General features: G+C 58.8%; 22 protein-coding genes, 1 tRNA gene and 1 pseudogene. 9 read left to right on the top strand and 15 right to left on the bottom strand.

Going from position 1 to position 19227, the window contains the following annotated elements; all coding sequences use genetic code 11:
- The 3 genes from tolR (at position 1) to KO536_RS05465 (ending at position 2903) form a co-directional block, all read left to right on the top strand.
- Positions 1-447 carry a protein TolR gene (gene tolR / locus KO536_RS05455; RefSeq protein ID WP_095024529.1) on the top strand — a complete coding sequence of 149 codons (447 nt, stop codon included), beginning with the start codon at positions 1-3 and terminating at the stop codon, positions 445-447.
- Entirely contained in the window at positions 444-1223 is a 780-nt protein-coding gene (locus KO536_RS05460; RefSeq protein ID WP_095024530.1) for an energy transducer TonB, read from the top strand. Before tolR ends, KO536_RS05460 begins: the two co-directional genes overlap by 4 nt.
- 189 nt (positions 1224-1412) lie before the next feature.
- A complete protein-coding gene (locus KO536_RS05465) occupies positions 1413-2903 on the top strand; it encodes a DASS family sodium-coupled anion symporter (protein ID WP_133079386.1) in 1491 nt (496 codons plus the stop codon).
- Positions 2904-3026: 123 nt separating this feature from the next.
- Here the strand turns inward: KO536_RS05465 and KO536_RS05470 are convergent, their stop codons facing one another.
- The 7 genes from KO536_RS05470 to KO536_RS05500 all read right to left on the bottom strand — a co-directional run bounded on the left by KO536_RS05470 (position 3027) and on the right by KO536_RS05500 (position 10229).
- Positions 3027-3398, bottom strand: a complete 372-nt coding sequence (locus tag KO536_RS05470; RefSeq protein ID WP_095024532.1) for a Na+/H+ antiporter subunit G — start codon at positions 3396-3398, stop codon at positions 3027-3029.
- A complete protein-coding gene (locus tag KO536_RS05475; protein WP_016780538.1) occupies positions 3395-3673 on the bottom strand; it encodes a K+/H+ antiporter subunit F in 279 nt (92 codons plus the stop codon). Before KO536_RS05475 ends, KO536_RS05470 begins: the two co-directional genes overlap by 4 nt.
- The gene (locus KO536_RS05480) at positions 3670-4158 is read right to left on the bottom strand and encodes a Na+/H+ antiporter subunit E (RefSeq protein ID WP_095024533.1); all 489 of its coding nucleotides are present in this window, start codon (positions 4156-4158) and stop codon (positions 3670-3672) included. Before KO536_RS05480 ends, KO536_RS05475 begins: the two co-directional genes overlap by 4 nt.
- Positions 4155-5837: a monovalent cation/H+ antiporter subunit D gene (locus KO536_RS05485; RefSeq protein ID WP_095024534.1), complete on the bottom strand. Its 1683-nt coding sequence runs from the start codon at positions 5835-5837 to the stop codon at positions 4155-4157. Before KO536_RS05485 ends, KO536_RS05480 begins: the two co-directional genes overlap by 4 nt.
- On the bottom strand, positions 5834-6178 hold the full coding sequence (locus KO536_RS05490) for a Na+/H+ antiporter subunit C (protein ID WP_019829081.1): 345 nt from the start codon (positions 6176-6178) through the stop codon (positions 5834-5836). Before KO536_RS05490 ends, KO536_RS05485 begins: the two co-directional genes overlap by 4 nt.
- Positions 6178-9120 carry a monovalent cation/H+ antiporter subunit A gene (locus KO536_RS05495; RefSeq protein WP_095024535.1) on the bottom strand — a complete coding sequence of 981 codons (2943 nt, stop codon included), beginning with the start codon at positions 9118-9120 and terminating at the stop codon, positions 6178-6180. The genes KO536_RS05490 and KO536_RS05495 overlap by 1 nt, the downstream gene beginning before the upstream one ends.
- 179 nt (positions 9121-9299) lie before the next feature.
- The gene (locus tag KO536_RS05500) at positions 9300-10229 is read right to left on the bottom strand and encodes a DMT family transporter (RefSeq protein WP_257622808.1); all 930 of its coding nucleotides are present in this window, start codon (positions 10227-10229) and stop codon (positions 9300-9302) included.
- 93 nt (positions 10230-10322) lie between these two features.
- Here KO536_RS05500 and KO536_RS05505 point away from each other — a divergent pair, with 93 nt between their 5' ends.
- Entirely contained in the window at positions 10323-10886 is a 564-nt protein-coding gene (locus tag KO536_RS05505; RefSeq protein ID WP_133079383.1) for a helix-turn-helix domain-containing protein, read from the top strand.
- Positions 10887-11078: 192 nt separating this feature from the next.
- A tRNA-Cys gene (locus tag KO536_RS05510) sits at positions 11079-11152 on the top strand.
- Positions 11153-11251: 99 nt separating this feature from the next.
- Here KO536_RS05510 and KO536_RS05515 read toward each other — a convergent pair.
- The 8 genes and pseudogenes from KO536_RS05515 to KO536_RS05550 all read right to left on the bottom strand — a co-directional run bounded on the left by KO536_RS05515 (position 11252) and on the right by KO536_RS05550 (position 16208).
- Positions 11252-12301 (bottom strand): tyrosine-type recombinase/integrase, encoded by a 1050-nt coding sequence (locus KO536_RS05515; protein ID WP_219261356.1) that lies wholly within the window; start codon positions 12299-12301, stop codon positions 11252-11254.
- A gap of 1 nt (position 12302) precedes the next feature.
- Positions 12303-12545: a DUF4224 domain-containing protein gene (locus KO536_RS05520; protein WP_048358216.1), complete on the bottom strand. Its 243-nt coding sequence runs from the start codon at positions 12543-12545 to the stop codon at positions 12303-12305.
- Positions 12546-12627: 82 nt separating this feature from the next.
- Positions 12628-12963, bottom strand: a pseudogene (gene ssb, locus KO536_RS05525) (single-stranded DNA-binding protein); the annotation flags it as partial.
- Positions 12964-12972: 9 nt separating this feature from the next.
- Positions 12973-13536, bottom strand: a complete 564-nt coding sequence (locus KO536_RS05530; RefSeq protein ID WP_219261358.1) for a siphovirus Gp157 family protein — start codon at positions 13534-13536, stop codon at positions 12973-12975.
- Complete coding sequence (locus KO536_RS05535) at positions 13533-14276, bottom strand: hypothetical protein (protein WP_219261359.1); 744 nt, start codon at positions 14274-14276, stop codon at positions 13533-13535. Before KO536_RS05535 ends, KO536_RS05530 begins: the two co-directional genes overlap by 4 nt.
- A gap of 59 nt (positions 14277-14335) precedes the next feature.
- The gene (locus KO536_RS05540; protein ID WP_257622809.1) at positions 14336-14752 is read right to left on the bottom strand and encodes a hypothetical protein; all 417 of its coding nucleotides are present in this window, start codon (positions 14750-14752) and stop codon (positions 14336-14338) included.
- A gap of 62 nt (positions 14753-14814) precedes the next feature.
- Positions 14815-15096: a hypothetical protein gene (locus tag KO536_RS05545; protein ID WP_219261360.1), complete on the bottom strand. Its 282-nt coding sequence runs from the start codon at positions 15094-15096 to the stop codon at positions 14815-14817.
- A gap of 425 nt (positions 15097-15521) precedes the next feature.
- Entirely contained in the window at positions 15522-16208 is a 687-nt protein-coding gene (locus KO536_RS05550; protein ID WP_219261361.1) for an XRE family transcriptional regulator, read from the bottom strand.
- Between the two features lie 116 nt (positions 16209-16324).
- On the opposite strand from KO536_RS05550, the gene KO536_RS05555 reads away from it, so the two are divergent.
- From KO536_RS05555 to KO536_RS05570, 4 genes are all read left to right on the top strand, one after another.
- Complete coding sequence (locus KO536_RS05555; RefSeq protein ID WP_257622810.1) at positions 16325-16651, top strand: helix-turn-helix domain-containing protein; 327 nt, start codon at positions 16325-16327, stop codon at positions 16649-16651.
- The gene (locus KO536_RS05560; RefSeq protein WP_219261362.1) at positions 16582-17601 is read left to right on the top strand and encodes a DUF2213 domain-containing protein; all 1020 of its coding nucleotides are present in this window, start codon (positions 16582-16584) and stop codon (positions 17599-17601) included. Before KO536_RS05555 ends, KO536_RS05560 begins: the two co-directional genes overlap by 70 nt.
- Positions 17598-18140 carry a hypothetical protein gene (locus tag KO536_RS05565; protein WP_219261363.1) on the top strand — a complete coding sequence of 181 codons (543 nt, stop codon included), beginning with the start codon at positions 17598-17600 and terminating at the stop codon, positions 18138-18140. The genes KO536_RS05560 and KO536_RS05565 overlap by 4 nt, the downstream gene beginning before the upstream one ends.
- A 69-nt stretch (positions 18141-18209) precedes the next feature.
- On the top strand, positions 18210-19178 hold the full coding sequence (locus tag KO536_RS05570; RefSeq protein WP_219261364.1) for a major capsid family protein: 969 nt from the start codon (positions 18210-18212) through the stop codon (positions 19176-19178).
- Positions 19179-19227: the final 49 nt, after the last annotated feature.

The following is a 19227-nucleotide window of genomic DNA, read 5'->3' on the forward strand; positions in this document are numbered from 1 at the left end:
ATGCTTGCTCGACCACAGCGCAAACACGGGCCCAAGGCCGAAATGAACGTGGTGCCTTACATCGATGTGATGCTGGTGCTGCTGGTGATTTTTATGGTGACCGCGCCCATGTTGACTCAGGGGGTAAAAATCGAACTGCCCAAAGTCGCCAGCGAAGCCCTGGTCAATGACAGCCAGCAAAAAATCCTCACGCTGTCAGTCAAGGCCGAGGGCGGTTACTACTGGAATCTGGGCAGTGAACTGGACACCAAAAACCAGACCGACAGTGCCGTCAGTCTTGAAGAGCTGCAAGCCAAGATCGGTCAGGTGGTGGCGCAAAACAGCGACACCCAGGTGTATATCCGTGCCGACAACGAAGCGGGTTACGGCAGCGTGGTCAAGGCGATGGCGGCCCTGCAGCAAGGTGGCGTGAGCAACCTGGGGCTGGTGACCGAGGCGCCGCAATGAGTGCCGCGTTGATGCATGGCGCGCTGGCGCCCGCACCGCCGTTGCCCTGGACCCGGCTGTGGCACAACAGCCAGGCCGTGGTGGTGAGCGTTGCCCTGCACAGCGCCGTGGTGGCTTTTCTGGTGCTGGGCTGGAGCATGGAGCAATCATTGCCGGAACCCGCCCCGTCGACCCTGAAGACCCGGCTGGTGATGCTGCCCGCCGAAATGCCTGCGGCGCCACCTGCGCCCGAGCCGCTGCCGGTGGTAGCCCCTGCGCCGGTGGTTGAGGCAAAACCCGAGGTGGTAAAGCCTAAAGTGGACCCGCAGTTACAGGCGCGCAAACTGGAACAGGCGGCGCTTGCGCGCAAACGTGTGGAGGAGCAGAGACAGGCGCAAGTGGAACAACAAAAAGCCGCGCAGGTTGAGGTTCAGCGCCAGCGAGCGCTGGCCGAAGCGTCGGAGCAGCAGGCCCGTGTGGCAGCAGATAACGCCAGGCGAGCGCAACAGGCGGCAGCGGCATCGGATGTGCGCCAATACCTGCCCATCAGCAAGCAAGCCCCGGATTACCCGCAGCGGGCACTGGACAAGGGCATTGAGGGTGATTGCACGGTCGAGTATTCGGTGACCCCGCAAGGCAAGGTCGACAACCCCAAAGTGGTGGGCAACTGCCATCCCGCGTTTATCCGACCGTCACTGGTGGCGGCGGCGACATTCCGTTATCAACCGCGGTTGATTGATGGTCAGGCCGTGACCGTACCGGGGGTGCGCAATACCTTTCACTACAAGATCCAGTAACGGTAGGCACAACCCTGTGGGAGCGGGCTTGCCCGCGATGGCAACGACGCGCATTGACTGAAAGACCAAGGCGCCTGTATCGCGAGCCAGCCCGCTCCCACAGGGTTTGCCGCTCACCTGACGAGTATCAACATCCTCCGGGCTTCCTTGGCCTATGCTCCACGGGTTTTCCAGCACAAGGAACTGGCCATGAATGCACCTGCAACCACCCCCACGCCTGCTACGGCAAAAGCCAAACTGCCCATAGGCCTGGTGATTGCGGTCCTGGTGATGATCGGCATTTTGCTGCTGCCATTGCCCGCCGACTTGCCGGTGGCCGGCCATCGCATGCTGGCTATTCTGGCGTTTGCCGTGGTGGTGTGGATCACCGAAGCGGTGTCGTACGAAGCCAGTGCCATCATGATCACGTCCTTGATGGCGTTTTTGATCGGCATGGCGCCCACCCTGGCAGACCCCTCAAAGCTCTACGGCACATCGGCCGGTATCACCATGGCCCTGACCGGTTTTTCCAATGCCGCCCTGGCGTTGGTAGCGGGTGCGTTGTTTATCGCCGCAGCCATGACCCATACCGGCCTGGACCGACGCATTGCCCTGGTGACGCTGTCGCGCATCGGCACCAGCACCCGGCGCATTCTGTTGGGCGCGATTGCGGTCACCATTCTGCTCAGCCTGGTGGTGCCCAGCGCCACGGCCCGCAGTGCATGCGTGGTACCGATCATGATGGGGGTGATCCTGGCGTTTGGCGTGGACAAGCGCTCCAACATTGCGGCCGGGATCATGATTGTCGTGGCCCAGGGCACCAGTATCTGGAACGTGGGGATTCAAACGGCCGCGGCGCAAAACCTGCTGACCGTGGGGTTTATGGACAAAATGCTGGGCGCCCGGGTGAACTGGCTCGACTGGCTGATCGCCGGTGCGCCGTGGGCCATCATCATGTCGGCAGTGTTGCTGTTTGTGGTGCTTAAACTGCTGCCACCGGAAAGCGACAGCATTCCCGGCGGCAAGGAGGCGGTCGAACAATCACTGGCAGAGCTGGGCCCAATGACCGGGCCGCAAAAGCGTCTGATGGGGGTCTCGATCGCATTGCTGCTGGCCTGGGCCACCGAGGGCAAACTGCACAGCTTTGATACCACTTCGACCACCTATGCCGGCCTGGTGTTTTTGCTGTTGCCGCGATTTGGCGTCATGACCTGGAAAGATGTGCAGTCACGTATTCCGTGGGGCACGGTGATCGTGTTCGGGGTCGGGATCAGCCTGGGGACCGCGCTGCTGACCACCCAGGCCGGGCAATGGCTGGGCACGCAGGTGGTGGCGAACACCGGTCTGGATCAGGTCGGTCCGGTGGGGATTTTTGCAATCCTGGGGGCTTTCCTGATCCTCATTCACCTGGGGTTTGCCAGTGCTACGGCGTTGACCTCGGCGCTATTGCCGATCTTGATCGCCGTGCTGCAAACCTTGCCGGGTGAATTCAACCGCCTGGGCATGACCATGTTGCTGGGCTTTGTGGTCAGCTACGGGTTTATCCTGCCGATCAACGCGCCGCAGAACATGGTGTGCCTGGGCACCCAGACCTTCACGGCCAAGCAGTTCGCCAAGGTCGGGTTGATCGTGACGGCGGTGGGGTACTTGCTGATGCTGCTGTTTGCCGCAACGTACTGGAGCTGGCTGGGCTGGATGTGATACCGATTGTAGTCGCTGACGAGGCACGAGGCTGCGATGGGCTGCGCAGCGGCCCCGGCGTTTGAAGGTCCTTCGGCCCTTATCGCAGCCTCGTGCCTCGTCAGCGACTACAGGTCTGGCTGTTCAGCTGCCGTTTTCGCTGCGCCCGCCGCTGCTGACTTCAGCCGGTACGTCTTCACCCGCCATGCGTTTGCGGAACAACGAGGTCCGGGCCAGAAGCAGGGTGGTCACCGGAACCGTGATGGACAGCAGGATCGGCATCAGCCAGGCATGCAAGACCGGGGTCGATTTAAGTGCGGAGAAGTACAGGATCGATGCCAGTGCAACACCCCATGCGCCAATGGTCGAAGCCAGAGCCGGTGGGTGCATGCGCTGGAAAAACTCCTTGAGGCGCAGCAGCCCGATGGCCCCGCACAAGGCAAACAGACTGCTGAGTACCAGCAGCAGGGCCACCGGTATTTCGATCCAGAGCGACAACTCGCTGACGCTATTCATTCGATCACCTCGCCACGCAGCAGGAATTTGGCCAGCGCAAAAGAGCCGACAAAGCCAAACAGGGCAATCAGCAGCGCGCCTTCAAAGTAAGTGTCACTGGCATAACGGATACCCAGCACCAGCATCATCAACATGGCCAGGATGTACAGGTAGTCCAGTGCCAGAACCCGGTCCTGGGCCGACGGGCCCTTGAACAGGCGGATCACGGTCAGGACCATTGCCAGGCTGAAGATAAACAGGCTGAGCAGGATGGCATTGGAGAGCAGGGCACTCATTCAAAGATCTCCATCAATGGGCGTTCGTAGGCCGTCTTGAAGTGCTCGATAAACTGCGCTTCGTCCTCCAGGTCGAACACGTGCAGCAACAGCACGCTGCGATCCAGCGCCAGTTCCGACCAGATGGTGCCGGGCACTACGGTGGTGATCATCGACAAGGCCGCCAGGCCGTTGGCATCACGCAGATCCAGAGGGATTTTCACAAACCGCGAGCGTGGCGGTTGTTTGCCAGCCCGCAGTACGCCCCAGGCCACGGCAATGTTGGACAGCACCACATCGCGGCCCACCAGAAAGAACAGCTTGATGATCACCCGTGGGTGACGAATGCGCACAGGCAACGGTCGCAACGGCGCGAACATCAGTGGCGCCAGAATGGCCAGCGCGGCCCCCAGCAGCAGGTTGCCAGCGCTCAGGGACAGGTTGAGCAGCAGCCACAGCGCCAACAGCGCCAGGGACAGCCAGGGAGCAGGGAACAGACGCTTCATGGTTGTACCTCCTGTGCTGCCGCCTTGGCTTGCGGGCTTGGCACCGGACGGGTGCCGATCACGGCCATCACGTAACGCTCCGGGTTGTTCAGGGTGTCGGCGGCGGCCTGGGTATAACGCATGACCGGCTCGGCCTTGAACGTCAGCACAACGCAAAGCCCGAGCAGCAACACGATGGGCAGGCATTCGATGCGGCGCAGTATCGGTGACTCACGCTCAAGGGGCGTCCAGAAGCGCTGGATACCCATGCGCGAAAAGGCAATCAATGACGCCAGCCCCGAGAGAATCAACAACGCCAGCAGGCTCCAGGCCGCCGTCGAAATGGGCGCGTCCGATGAGTTGCCCAGGCCCAGGGGGTTGAGCAGGGCGTTGAGCAAGCCGAGTTTGCCGATAAACCCGGACAGCGGCGGCATGCCGATAATCAGCAGGGCGCAGGCAATGAAACTCAGCCCCAAGAAGGCCATGGTCCAGGGAATGATCTGGCCGACAACGACTTTTTGCTCATCGTCCAGGTTACTGCCGCGCGGCGGCGGGGTGGCGGTCAGACTCGGTTGTGGTTCGGCATCGTCTTCGAGCACCAGATCGGCCGAGGAGCGCGAACGCTCGATCAACTCGGCCAGCAGGAACAGCGCACTCAGGGCCAGGGTGGAGCTGATCAGATAGAACAGCGCGGCGGCGGTCAGGTTGGGCTGGGCGAAACCCACGGCCGACAACAGGATACCGGCAGAAACCAGGATGCTCAGGCTGGCCATGCGCTCCAGTCGCTGGGCGGCGAGGATGGCAATGGCTGCGCAGACAATGGTCGCCATGCCGCCGTAGATCAGCCAGTCGCCTGCAAAGTACGCCGATGCTCCGGCCTGCCCGGAAAACAGCAGGGTCCACAAGCGCAATACGGTGTAGATCCCGACTTTGGTCATGATTGCGAACAGGGCTGCCACCGGCGCACTGGCCGAGGAATAAGCAGGCACCAGCCAGAAATTCAGCGGCCACATGCCCGCCTTGGCCAAAAAGGCCACAGCCAGAATGGCAGCGCCCGCATGCAGCAATCCGCGATCCGCTTCAGGCACCAGGGGAATCTTCAGCGCCAGATCGGCCATGTTCAACGTGCCGGTGACGCCATAGATCAAGGCCGCGCCGATCAGGAACAGGGAAGAAGCCAGCAGGTTGATCGAGATGTAATGCAGCCCCGCAGACACCCGGGTTTTGCCCGAGCCGTGGAGCATCAAGCCGTACGAAGCGGCCAGCAGCACTTCGAAAAACACGAACAGGTTGAACAGGTCGGCGGTCAGGAAGGCCCCGTACAGGCCCATCAGCTGGATCTGGAACAGCGCGTGGAAACTGGCTCCTGCGCGGTCCCAGCGGGCCATGGCGAACAGCAGGGCGCTGATGGCGATGATGCCGGTCAGCACCAGCATCAAGGCGCTCAAATGATCAACCACCAGGGCAATCCCGAACGGCACTTCCCAGTTGCTGGGCAGGTAAACGCCAATCGAAGCCGGAATGGCTTGCTGGCGGGTCCAAAGCAACAACATTACGGAGATGCCCAGGCCGAGCAGGGTCGAGATCAGATTGATCCGTGCCTTGAGCGGTCGGTGTTTCTCGCCCAGCATCAACATGCAGGCTGCGGTGAGCAGTGGCAGCAAAATGGGGGCGACGATCAGGTGCGGCATCAAATTCATTCTTTAGGCTCCCGGCCATCTACGTGGTCGGTACCGGTCAGGCCCCGAGAGGCCAGCAAGACCACCAGAAACAGCGCGGTCATGGCGAAACTGATGACGATAGCGGTCAGCACCAGAGCCTGGGGCAATGGGTCTGTGTAGTTGAGCAAGTCCTGGGGGACGCCGTTCTTGATCACCGGCTCCTTGCCGATAAACAGGCTGCCCATGCTGAAGATGAACAGGTTGACACCGTAGGACAGCAGGCACAGGCCCATGACCACCTGGAAGGTTCGCGGACGCAGAACCAGCCAGGTGCCCGATGCGGCCAATACTCCGATAGCAATGGCGATGACTTCTTCCATCAGGCGGCTCCTTCTTTGGTGGCAAGCGCGGATTGAAGGGCAGGCAGCGGGGCAAGCTGATTGCTCGGGCGATGGGCCCGTACGGACTGGTGAGCCAGTGCCGTGAGGATCAGCAGGGTTGCGCCGACGACCACCGCATACACGCCGATATCGAAGAACAGGGCGCTGGCCACATGGATATCGCCCAACAGCGGCACGCTGAAGTGGAAGGTGTGAGTGGTCAGGAACGGGTAGCCCAAGGGGATTGCGCCCAGTCCGGTCAATGTTGCAAACAACAGCCCGGTGCCCATCCAGCGCAACGGCCGCAGGCTCATCTGTGCCTCGACCCACTGTGTGCCGGCAACCATGTATTGCAGGATAAACGCCACCGACATCACCAGGCCTGCGACGAAGCCGCCGCCCGGCTGGTTATGACCGCGCATGAACAGGTACATGGACACCACAAAGGCAATCGGCAGCAGCAAACGCACCAGCACGGCCGGCACCATCATAAAGCCCAGGGCGGTATCGCTGGCGCTACGCGGGTTGACCAAATCGGTCATCACGTCCTTGGCCAGGAGTCGCTGCTGGGCAGGTAGCTGCATGCTTTCTTTGGAGGGGCGGAAGCGACGCAGCAGGGCAAACACGGTCAAAGCTACGGCGGCCAGAACAGTGATTTCACCCAGGGTGTCGAAGCCCCGGAAATCCACCAGCATCACATTCACCACATTGCTGCCGCCGCCTTCAGGCAGTGCCCGGCTGAGGTAGAACGAAGAAATGTCGTTGGGGGTCTGGCGTGTCAGCATCGCGTAAGACAGCAACGCCATGCCGCCACCCACTGCCGTGGAGAGCAGCAAGTCGCGCAAACGACGGATCTGCGCCTTGCGCAAAGTGCCCGGTAGTGGCGAGACCTCTTCGATACGCCGTGGCAGCCAGCGCAGGCCAAGCAGGATCAGCACGGTGGTCACGACTTCGACCACCAGTTGGGTCAAGGCCAGGTCCGGCGCCGAGAACCATACAAAGGTGACGCAGGTCATCAGGCCGCACACGCTGACCATCGTCAGGGCTGCAAGACGGTGGTACTTGGCTTGCCAGGCGGCGCCGAGTGCGCAGGCAATCGCCAGCAGCCACAGGGTGATAAAGACAATCGAGCCCGGTATTTTCGGGCGATCGCCCCAGCTCAGGCCGCTGTAGAACATCGGGATCAGCCCGGCGATAACGGCAACCAGAATCAACAGGAACAGCTGGGTTTGCAGGCGCTGGGTGCTGATGCGTCGTTCAAGCCGGCGCGCGCCGCGCATGATCACCACCAGGCTGCGTTCGAAGAAGCGTTTGCCATTGAAGTACTTGATCAGCGGCGGGTACGGGAAACGATCGAGCTTGAGCTGTTTGCGCAACAGCACATACAGCAGGATACCGCCGGACATGGCGATCAGGCTCATGATCATCGGAGCATTGAGCCCGTGCCAGATGGCCAGGCTGTACTCGGGCAACTCGCCTCCCACGACCGGCTGTGCAGCGGCGGCGAGCAGCGGGCCGACGGTTTGTGCCGGGAAAATCCCCACCATCAGGCAGGTGAACACCAGCAGCTCGACCGGGGCGCGCATCCAGCGTGGAGGCTCGTGCGGGGTGTGTGGCAGGTTGGTCGCAGGCGGGCCGAAGAACACATCCACGGTAAAGCGAAGGGCGTAGGCCACGCTGAACGTGCCGGCGATGGTCGCAATGACCGGCAGGGCGATTTCTACCCAGGCCGTGGAATTGATGAACACGGTTTCGGCAAAGAACATTTCTTTGGACAGGAACCCGTTCAGCAGCGGCACCCCGGCCATCGAGGCACTGGCCACCATGGCCAGGGTCGCGGTGTAGGGCATGAGCTTGAACAGGCCGCTGAGCTTGCGAATGTCCCGTGTGCCGCTCTCGTGGTCAATGATCCCGGCAGCCATGAACAGAGACGCTTTGAACGTTGCATGGTTGAGGATGTGAAACACCGCAGCCACGGCGGCCAGCGGGCTGTTGAGGCCCAGCAGCAGGGTAATCAGCCCCAGGTGGCTGATGGTCGAATAGGCCAGCAGGCCTTTAAGGTCATTTTGAAACATCGCGCAGTAAGCGCCCAGCACCAGGGTGCAGGCACCGGCGCCACTGACAATCCAGAACCATTCTTCGCTGCCCGACAGGGAAGGCCAGAGACGAGCCAGGAGAAAGACCCCGGCCTTAACCATCGTTGCCGAGTGCAGATAAGCCGATACAGGGGTTGGCGCCGCCATCGCATGGGGAAGCCAGAAGTGAAACGGGAATTGCGCACTCTTGCTCAGGGCGCCGATCAGGATGAGGGGTAGCAGGATTGGATACAGGCTGTGGGCGCGGATCTTGTCGCCCGCCGCGAGCACGGCATCCAGATCATAGCTGCCGACGACATGGCCAAGCAGCATGACCCCCGCCAGCAGACACAACCCCCCGGCGCCCGTGACCATCAGCGCCATATAAGCGCCGCGTCGGGCATCCGAGCGGTGGTGCCAATAACCAATCAGCAAGAATGAAAAGAGGCTGGTGAGCTCCCAGAAAAACACGATCTGAATCAGATTGCCCGACAGTACCAGGCCGAGCATGGCCCCCATAAACGCCAGGAAAAACGCAAAGAAGCGCGGAACCGGGTCTTCGGGGGACATGTAATAACGGGCGTACAGCGACACCAGCGTGCCGATGCCAAGCACCAGAATCGAGAACAGCCAGGCGAATCCGTCCAGGCGCAGGACAAAATTCAAGCCGAGACTGGGCAGCCACATGAACTCTTCACGAATGACGCCACCATGGGCGATTTGTGGATAGAGCATGGCTACTTGAACAGTGCCGATCAAAGCAATAAGACCGGCCAGCAGTGATTCACTGTTACGTGCGTTGTGCGGCAAAACAGCCGCCAGACAGCTGCCGACGAAGGGCAGAAGCAGTAGAACTATCAGGGACATAGGCTTCTAATCTGCAGGAGTTTGTAAGCGATCATACGTGGCGAGTTGCAGATCACCAACAGTGAACCTGTGGCTGAATCCTACAAAGTCTGTCGATAACCGGTTGGGTTTCCTACAGTTCTCTCCTCGTGTAAGCGCTTCTAAGTAAAAAATCGTACTGCGTCTTAGACTTGCAGTTTTTAATCGCAGGCTTGGTCGCCTTGCTTTTGCTCAAGCTCTTCGAGCTTCTTACCCTTTGTTTTTAACTCACTCACGATCACCGCTGCAACAATCAATGCCGCGCCAAGCAGCGCAATGCCGGGCAAGCGCTCACCTGCAAGACGCCCCGCAATGCCAGCCCAGACCGGTTCACCTGCATAGATAAGAGTGGCGCGGGTAGGCGAAACGCTTTTCTGGGCCCAATTCATCGCGACCTGAATCGCCGCACTGGCAGCGCCCAAGCCAACCGCACTGGCTAACAATAGCCATGAAAAGTCAGGAATGGCTTCTTGTGTCGGCACAATCATCAAAAACGCCAGAATTGACGCCGTGCTGAGCTGAACGACAGTTACCCGGCGAACATCGACTTTGCCTGCGTAAGCACTGATCAGAATGATCTCGGCAGCGATGGCAATGGCGCTAATCAGCGTGGCGATCTCCCCGGGGCTGAAATCCAGGGACGCGCCGCTTGGGCCGGACAACAACATCAGCCCGGTAAAGGCCAGCATGATCCCCAGGCTCGGCATCAAACCGGGCCTGCGCCCCAGCACCAGCCACTGCAACAGCGGTACAAAGGGTACGTAAAGCGCGGTAATGAAGGCGGACTGGCTACTTGGGATGGTCTGCAGGCCAATGGTTTGCAAGCCGTAGCCGAGCATGATCGAGACACCGATAAACATGCCCGCCTTGAGCTCGAACAGCGTAATGCCGCGCAGGCTGCGAATGGAAAAAAGAGCGACAATGCCGGCAGCCGCGGCAAAGCGCAGCCCCACAAAAAACATAGGCCCGCTCGCTGTCAGTGCATGCTGCACCAACAGAAAGGTGATGCCCCACACCATTGTAATCAGAATCAGCACGCACTCCGCTTTACTGAAGCGAGAGGTCAAAGGCAGCAATCGGGTAAATTTCATTGGTGTCGCAACCTTGCGTGCTACAGGAATGGAGACGCACAATGCGTCAAAGCTGGGCAGTATACTGCGCAGTCCCACAAGGTGAGCAATATAGTGCCCAAAGAAAATTCACAACGTGCGTCGGTTTTGCAGCACGTCAGTCAGAACGTACGGCGCCTTAGATTGCTGGCGCACCTGAGCCAGAGCACCTTGGCCGAACTGTCCGGAGTGAGTCGGCGAATGCTGGTGGCTATAGAGGCTGGCGAAAAGAACGTCAGCCTGAGCACCCTTGACCGAGTTGCAGAGGCATTGAACGTAGCCTTCAGTGATTTGATCCAGGCCCCGGGCTCACCTGACCCGAGTCGCATCAACGAAGTGGCCTGGACAGGTGCGAAGGCGGGGAGCAAAGCCGTCCTGCTGTCCAAAGCCACCGCCACCCGCGAAGTCGAGTTGTGGGAATGGACCCTGGAGCCGGGAGAGGAATACCACTCCCAGGCAGATGCCGAAGGCTGGAGCGAGCAGCTCTACGTATTCGAAGGTTGTTTGACCCTGGTCATGGACGAACAGGTACTGCGATTTAGCGCGGGAGAGTTCTATATGTACGCCAGCAACCGACCCCATGCCTACCGTAACGAAGGCGAGGGGACATTGCGGTTTGTACGCAATGTCGTGATCTGAAAACCCGTGGCAGAAAAATAACTAAAAATTATTAGAATTCAGGGGGTTGCCAGCTTCAGCCTTCTAGTACATAATGCGCGCCATCAGCCCGGGGCAACTACCTGAAGTGCTGAAGAATCAAATGGTTGTAGCGACAAGTCGCAGTAACAAACTCTTGTTTTTGATGTTTCTCACGAAGCTTCAAGCGCAATTGGCCGAATAGCAAAATGGTTATGCAGCGGATTGCAAATCCGCCCACGCCGGTTCGATTCCGGCTTCGGCCTCCACCTTCGAAAGCCCCGTAGACCTTGGTCTACGGGGTTTTTTTATGGCTTCGAAAAAGTGAAGAGTTCCGAAACTTTTGGGGGTGGAGTTCCGAAACTATTCTATTTCGCGGGTTTGGCGATAGCGCCGATACGGCGATAAACGCGCTCCGTGATCCCTTCCTCCGAATGCCCCAGCAACAGGCTGGCGTCCGCCACACTGACGATCTCCGAAGCGGCCTTTGGCCGAATGTCCCTGAACTGAAAACGCGCAATCTGCGCCGCGAATTCGGTTTGTTTGCCATCAATCGCTTTGAGTCGCGCAGTTTTGCGGGCGTCATCCCAGCGATTGCGCAGCATCTCCTGCGAGACCCGCTTGCCGTATTGATTGAGAATAAAGTGCAGCGATATGTGCTTTTTATTGCGCTCAATCATGCGTTCGATCAGCAGGCCCAGGCTGTTGAGTTGGCCATCCATCTTCAGCAGGATTCTCAGGCGCTTGCCGGTTTTACCTTGCTTGACCAGCAAAAAATCACCATCGATATCATCCTGACGCATCGCCAGAACATCGGCTGGGCGCTGGCCAGTCAGGTAAGCCAGGTCCATCGCTTCTTTAAGTTCAGGTACAGCCTCTGCATAAACCGCAGCCCAAACAGCATCGGTGGCGTAATAGTCACGAGGCCGCTCTTTGTTTTTGCGGATGCCCAGGCAGGGATTGGCCTTTTCCGTGAGGCCCCATTCCCGGGCAATATTGAAAATATGCGAGAGCAGGGCGATTTCACGATTGGCCCGTGTTTTTGCGGAGCGTTTGTCGCGGTACTGCGCAATCATCGCCGGGGTAATTGCGTCTATGGGGGCGTCATCAAACACCGCGCTGAGTTTGCGCAGTTCGGCAAAATTGTCCTTTTGGGTACGCGGCGCTTTCTTCGGCAGAATATCGCGTACATAGCGGGCGAAAATGCCTTTCATGGTCCGAAGATCCAGCGGCTTTTCCTGGGACTCCAGTTCAGCCCATTTCAAGCGGGCCAGATCAAAATCCGTACCCAGCGAGATCTCTTTGCCTGACGGTGTTTCGTAGTAATAGCCGATCCAGACCTTGCCGCTTTTGCGTTTGCGTTTACGCCTGTAGACATTGGGTGGCAGATCCCGGTTTTCTGTTTTCCTGGGGCGCATATCAGCTCACCTTGGAAAAATCAGGCGACCATGCCGGTGTTGCAGGTGCTGGCTGTGGTTCGGTCCTGGTTGGGAAGGGGATGCCCAGTTTCATGCGCGCATAGTCACGCGCCACCAGCGGGCGACCTCTGCGGCTCTCGACGTAGTGCCACAGATGATCTTCCAGCCAGCGACGTTGAAATCCAGTGGACTTGTAGCCCGTGATTTCGATGAGTTCTTCGTGGGTGAGGAGTTCGCTCTCCATTGGGGGTTCCCTCTTATAGTGACGTGGGGAATCAGCATTCTGCAGGTGAAGGTGCTTGTGCTTTCTACTGCACAATTAGCTCGCCCAGCAACTGTAGCGTCCCCCGACCATCCACCAGAATCTCGGTGGTAAATCGGCGAACGCCATCTTTTTGCCATTCCCGCGTATGCAATTTTCCTTCGATATAAACCTGACCGCCTTTACGCAAATACTCCCCTGCAATCTCGGCCACTTTCCCCAACAGCACGATCCGGTGCCATTCCGTGCGCTCGACCTTTTCGCCGGACTTTTTGTCGGTCCATTGTTCGTTGGTGGCCAGGCTGAAGTTGGTCAGGGCATTGCCATTGGGCAGGTAGCGGACAACGGGATCTTGTCCGCAGGTGCCGAGCAGGATGACTTTGTTGATTCCGCGTGCCATGCGGCCTCCTTATTTGATCCGGATTGAGCTTTCACCGCGTTCCAGGTGCGCCCACGCCGGTTGTTCCAGCAGTTCGGCCTCGACGTCTTCGCCAGACGCCATGCGCTGACGGATCTGTGCGTTGTGGTCTCTGATGACTTTGAGCCGGGCGAGGATGGCTTTTTTGTCGGGGTCTACGGCACTGCTGACCACCACCAGTTCATCGGGGATTTCATCCAGGTTGTCGATGATTGCCCGTTCGGGCGCCAACGCGAGGGTGATGGTGAACAGCGGGCGCTTGATGGTCTTGAGGTTGGCGGCTTCCATGTTTCGGCGCAGGTAGTCGCTGATTGCGCTGATGCTGTTTTTCTTGATGCGCTTGAGTTCGTTCAGGCGTTCGACTTCCTTGTCGATGGCATCCACGTCGCTTTCGATATTGCGCCGCAGTTTGACGATGCTGTCGGCCTTGATCTCGAATTCGCCCTGGATTTCATTCATGGTGTTTTGCAGGGCTTCCTTGAGGCTTTCGTCGTCGGTGTCGAGCAGTGCCTGGAGTTCGGCCAGTTGACCGGTCAACGCATAGAGCTGGGTCATGCTGCGTCCTCCTTGGGGGTGGCGAGTTCGGCTTTGCGTTGTTCAAATGCGCGGGTCAGGCGGGCAATAAATTTAGGTTCACTGCGCCGGGTGGCTTCGCGTACAAAACGTACATTGAGGATATTCAGTTCGTGCAGGGTGACGGCGCTGGCCAGCAGTTCGATAGAGCGATTCAACCAATCCACACGTTCCAGTTTCTGCCGGGCCATTTCAGCGTCTTTGTCGTCGGCCTTTTCCAGTTCGATTTCACTGCGCACGGTGTCGATGTAGGCGGGGTCGTCAAACATGCCCATATGGATGTCTGCAGCAAACCCCAGAGGCTGCAGGCATTTGCCGATAGCGTCGGTCAGGGACTTTTTAGCCGCTTCCCAGTCGGTAATGATTTTCCCGGCCTGGAGCAGGACAAAGGGCGTGTGGCCGTAGTGCTGCACCGTGCATTTCTGGCCGTCCTTGCCGAGGTACCAGAGTTCGATTTTCAGGGTGTGCAGCTTGGCGTTGATCCGGGGTGCTTCGGGCCATTCCTTCGTAGGGGCAACCAGCGGGGCGCCCTCGTCGAAACGGTCTTCAAGCACGGTCCAGCCCCAGCCTTCGCCACAGGGACCGAATACTTCGGTGGCTTTGCGCATCAGGTAGGTGGGTTTGATGGCGGTCCCCTTGAAACCGCCCATGCCGGTGTAGCTCTTGGTGGCGTCGGGATCGGTGGTGTTGACCTGGTCCCAGATCCGGGTATTTGCGGACATGGCTGTCTCCTGTCGCGCAGCAAGGCGCAGTGGCGAAAGGTGTGTGCGAGGGGGTGGAGCTACAGTTCGTTGTCTTCGGCTTGAGCGATAAGAGCGTCGTGGGCCAGAGTTTCGAGCAGTTTTTCGGCGATTTCGAACAGCATGCCGTGAGTGTGCTGGCTTTCTCCCAACAGCCGCAGTGCAACCCTTTTGCAGGGGGCTCCGGTCGCGGCATCGACTACCAACTGGGCGAACCAGTCTTCGTTGTCTTCACCGGCTATCTGGCGGTCGATCAAGTGCATCTGCACGGCGGTCAGGAACTGGGCGTGCGGTACGCCTTGGGCTCGACGGTAGCGGCGTTGGATGTTGATGTCCGCGCCGTGAATCAAGGATTCAGCAGCGTCGATCAACCAGTTGTCTTTGGCGTAGTCATCGTCCCAATCCGGCTGAGGGAGACCACTGTCTTTGAAGTAGGTGAGTTGATTTACGGTATTCATGGGCGCCTCCGAATTGGAGTGTGTTGGCCAAGCCCGAGCAGGGCTCGGCCTTTGGGAGGGAATCAGGCCAGCCTGAAGCGCCGTGAATCAACATGTGCTTCGATCAGCTCGTCATCCGGGGTCAGGTAGGACACTTTCATGTCCATAGGTTCGCGGAAGTAGGGGCTGCCGGGGTGTTCGCCAGCGGCCAGGATCAGAGGATCAAGCAGCTCGGTGACAACGGCTTCGCCTTCGATACGCTTGTTTGCCAGACCCTCCTTGAAGATGACGATATCGCCAACGGTAAAGGCAGGCTGTTGTTCCAGCAGTGAGGCGGTTAGGTGCATCAGTTTCGGGTTAACCATGACAAGTTCTCCTGATGGGTAGGTGTCAACGTGTTGATTGGTGTGCAGGGGGTGTTGCCGGGGTAGTGATGGTCATTGGGTAAGTTGGCTGGCGTACGAACTGGCCAAAATCCAGAAAGTGAACAAAAGGAGGGCAATGGCAGCGCCTCGCCAGGTGTACTGGCGGCGCAGGCGTTGGCGGTGGTTCTATGCTGCTCCGGCCGGGTCGAGGCACGACTGTTGTCGCGTTTACCCGTGGGTCGATCAAGGTTCGACCTCGCTAAACCTTTTCACTTGGGAAGGGTGTGCGCTTCGAGTAAAATTTGCGTGTTGCGCACACTCATGATTTGCATTATTCGCAAAATGTGGTTTGCGTCAAGCGCAAATAAATAAAAATCCGGACGTAAAAAAGCCCGCACGAGGCGGGCTCCTTTTAAGCAGGTGGGTTACAAGCCTGTCATTTTTGTATCAATCGCCCGACCGATGAACTGGCAGGTATCGTCTATCTCGATAGTCCGATAGTTTTGATTGAGAGGGCGCAAGTACTTGTGGCCTGCGTCTACGACATACTGCTTGAAGGTCTGCTCACCGCTTTCAAGTATCACAACATAGTATTTGCCGCTGATGGGCTCAGACTCGGGCTTCACGAGGATCAAGGAACCCTCGGGAAAGCTTGGATTGCCATTACAGGCCATGTAATCGCCTTTAACAACCATCCAGAATCCACGCTCCCCGGCATCTTCAGTAGATTCTAGGTACATGTGGGTATCGTCCGGTTTAAGGTTACCAGGCGATTCTGCCCACGCTTTAACCATGTCGGGGTCAATTAATGGATACAAATTTGTTCTAGGAAATACTGTTCTGGAGATTTCCACATTAGCGTGGGAGTCTCTTTGGCTCTTGCCTGCAGCGTGCGAGAGTGTGCCCTCAGAACCCACAGCTGTGTCGTAAGCCGGAACCAGCTCCAGATCCAGTACGGTCATGATTTTATTCAGCAGATCTTTACTGGCAAATTGTTTGCCGCGCTCGAGGCGTGAAAGATTGCCAGAGTCCGTTTCGATCCGACTTGAGAGTTCGTCGAGCGTCCAGCCTTTGGCTTTGCGCGCGTCTCGTATGATTTTTCCTATATCCATAACTTGATTCTCATAGTCATCTGCATTTCACGCAAAGCGCATAGCGCAAATTTTGCTTGCGCTTGATTTGCGCTATGCGCAAAATGGCTATGTCTTTTTTCTCAAGGCGCTTAGTCATGACTCCGTTAAAGCGTGCTCGTATTGCCAGGAACTGGACGCTGGCCGACGTCTCGGCCCGTCTTTCGCAACTGGGTGATGCCGTGGATTCCGGCAACCTGTCCCGTGTCGAACGCGGGGTGCAGCGGGCTTCCACGGCGCTGGCCGAAAGCCTGTGCCGTGTGTTCGACAACGAAATCACCGAAATCCACATTCTGTATCCGGAACGCTTCAAGGGTTCTGCTGACGCGGTGGAGCGCGTACAGGTTCCGGCGGCATGCTGGTCGCCCTCGACAGCCTGGCGGAATCTCGTTCGTTGCGCAGTCTGGAAGGCGTGCCGGTGGTGATCGATCAGCACACCTGGATTGAAGACGCGCAGGCGCAAGCCGGGATCATTGTCGGTTACGTGGCTGGTGCGCCAGTGGTTGAGGAGCCCTATTTGCTGGCTGACTTGATTATCACTGACCGTGTCGCCATCGACAAAATCAAGACCCGGCAAGTCTCGGAAGTGTCGTCAGGTTATGACGCCGACGGCGTGTCTGAACCGGGCGAATACGACGGTCAGCGCTACGTCGGCAGGCAGACCCAGATCCGCTACAACCATGTTGCGCTGCTCCCGGCTGGTGCCGGGCGTGGCGGCCACGATGTGCGGATTCTCAACACCAAACCCACACAACCCAAGCAGCAGGAGGCCGTTATGGCTGATCCGATCCGGGTGCGTCTGCGTAACGGCAAGACCATCCAAGTGATGAACGAAGAGGACGCCCAAGCGGTCGAGGAGATCGAGCAGGCATCCGAAAACGCGGGCGCGGATGCATCCAGACTTGAAGGTTTGCTGGCTGAACTGGAGACCATCACGGCGGCCAAAGACGAAGCCGATGCCAACTACACCCGTGTCACCGGCGAACTGCAATCGATCAAGGAGCAGCTCGAAGCGGCCATGTCCCCGGCAGCGGTGGAAACGGCGGCGCAGGACATCGTCAACCAGCGGGAGGAGGCCACGCAGGTGATGAACTGCCAGACCTTGCCCGACGACATGAAAGCGCTCAGTGGCAATGCCCTGCGTGCTGAAGTTGTGACCCGCGTCCGGGCCCAGAACGGTTTGCCCGAGATCCCGGCAGACAAGCTGGCCGACGTCAATTTTGTCGCCGGTCTGTACGAAGGTCTGCGCCATAGCCCGGGACAGAAGCGCGTGGTCAACGGCAGCCGGGTGCAGACCGGCGCGATGACCCAGTCGGCCATGAACACGGCTGACAACCGCGCACGCTTCGACAAACTCTATGGAGCCAGACAATGACCACTCGCAATAGCCGACCTGCCGTGCAAAACGGCTACCCCAGCGCCCGCGTGGCGGGCTTTCCCGGCCAACTGGCCGATATGCGCAGCGTCAGCCGCGACCCCCACGCCAGCTTCGTCAGCGAAACCGATGTGTACGTGGGCCGGGCGGTAGTCAAGGGCACGCTCAATCACAATGAGTTTGAGCTTAACCCCTACGCGATCAAGGCTCCGCTGGCCGACTCCACGGCTGCGCAACTGGTGGGCATCGTTGCCTACACCTACGCCGCCGAAGTGGATGCCCATGGCTGGGCTTTTCTCAGCGAAAAATCCCTGGTGGGGGTGATCGAGCCTGGCCTGAATGTGCTGGTGTTAGTGAGCAAGCCAGAAGAGCTGAATATTGCCCACGGCGACCCGGTGTATGTCGCCATCAATGCCACCAACGAGGTCCGGTTGCCGGTGGGCTGTTTTACCAACGTGGCGGGTGAGGGCCTGCTGGCATGGCCCGGGGTGACCTGGCATAAACAGGTCGGTCCGCAATTGGCCGTTATCAACCTCTGATCAACAGCCAGCCCCTCGAACAACCCGCCCTGTGCGGGTTTTCGCGTTTCTGGCCGGGAGAAAAGCAGCATGCGAATCCAAAACAACAGCTTCCAGTACGGTCGCGTCAATGCGATGCACATCGTACAGAGCAACTTCGAGCAGATCGTTTCCGGCATTGAGGATGTCGAGCTGCCGGAAATCCTCTGGAGTCAGGTGATCCCGGCCGAGTGCGTGGACACGTCCATCAATCCCGGTGCCCGGGCTGCCAGCTATCTGGTGCGCGATCGCTCGGGCCGTGGCCAGTTCCGTGCGCGCCTGGCCAATGACGTGCCCACCGTGGGTGTAGCGCTGGATAAAGTCACCATCCCGCTGGAAGCCTCGGGCGTGGGGGCTGATTTCGATATTCAGGATGCACGGGCCATTGAGTTCGGTGTCGAGGGTCCCGGTTTGTTTACCGAGCTGGGCGAGTCGATGCGCGAAGGCAGTGAGCGCCATATCGAAGGCGTGACCTGGTATGGCGAGGACAGGGTGGATTACAACGGCCTGATCGAGTTGCCGGGCGTGCCGGTTGCTCCCGCATCGCTCAACCAGGCGGGCACGTCCAGCGAATGGCCGGAGAAAGATCCGGACGAGATTCTGGCGGATGTCAACGACGCCCTGACCGGCGTCTGGCTGCAATCGAACACCGTGCATCTGGCAGGCACCTTGCTGATCCCGGCCAAGCGTTACGGGCAGATTGTGACCCAGCGCGTCAGTCAGAACAGTGATATCTCGGTGCTGGAATACGTCGAGAAAGCCAACCTCTACACCACCCGCACCAAGCAGCCCTTGAAGATTGTGCCGGTGCGTTATCTGGATGACGCGGGGGCGGGCAAAACCGCACGCATGGCGGCCGCGACCCTTAACAAAAGAACTTTGTGGATGCCCATGCCACTGACCTTTCAGGTGCTGGAGCCACAACCCCAGGGCTATGGCGTGAAGCTGTATGCCGAATACATCTTTGGCCCCACCCATATCAAGCACCCACTGTCATGGCGCTATGTCGACGGCATTTGAGGAGTCTCGCCCCCATGAAACTGACCAACCATTCACGCAACCCCTTTGT

The sequence above is a fragment of the Pseudomonas sp. NKUCC02_KPG genome, from assembly GCF_019345465.1.
GTDB lineage: Bacteria > Pseudomonadota > Gammaproteobacteria > Pseudomonadales > Pseudomonadaceae > Aquipseudomonas.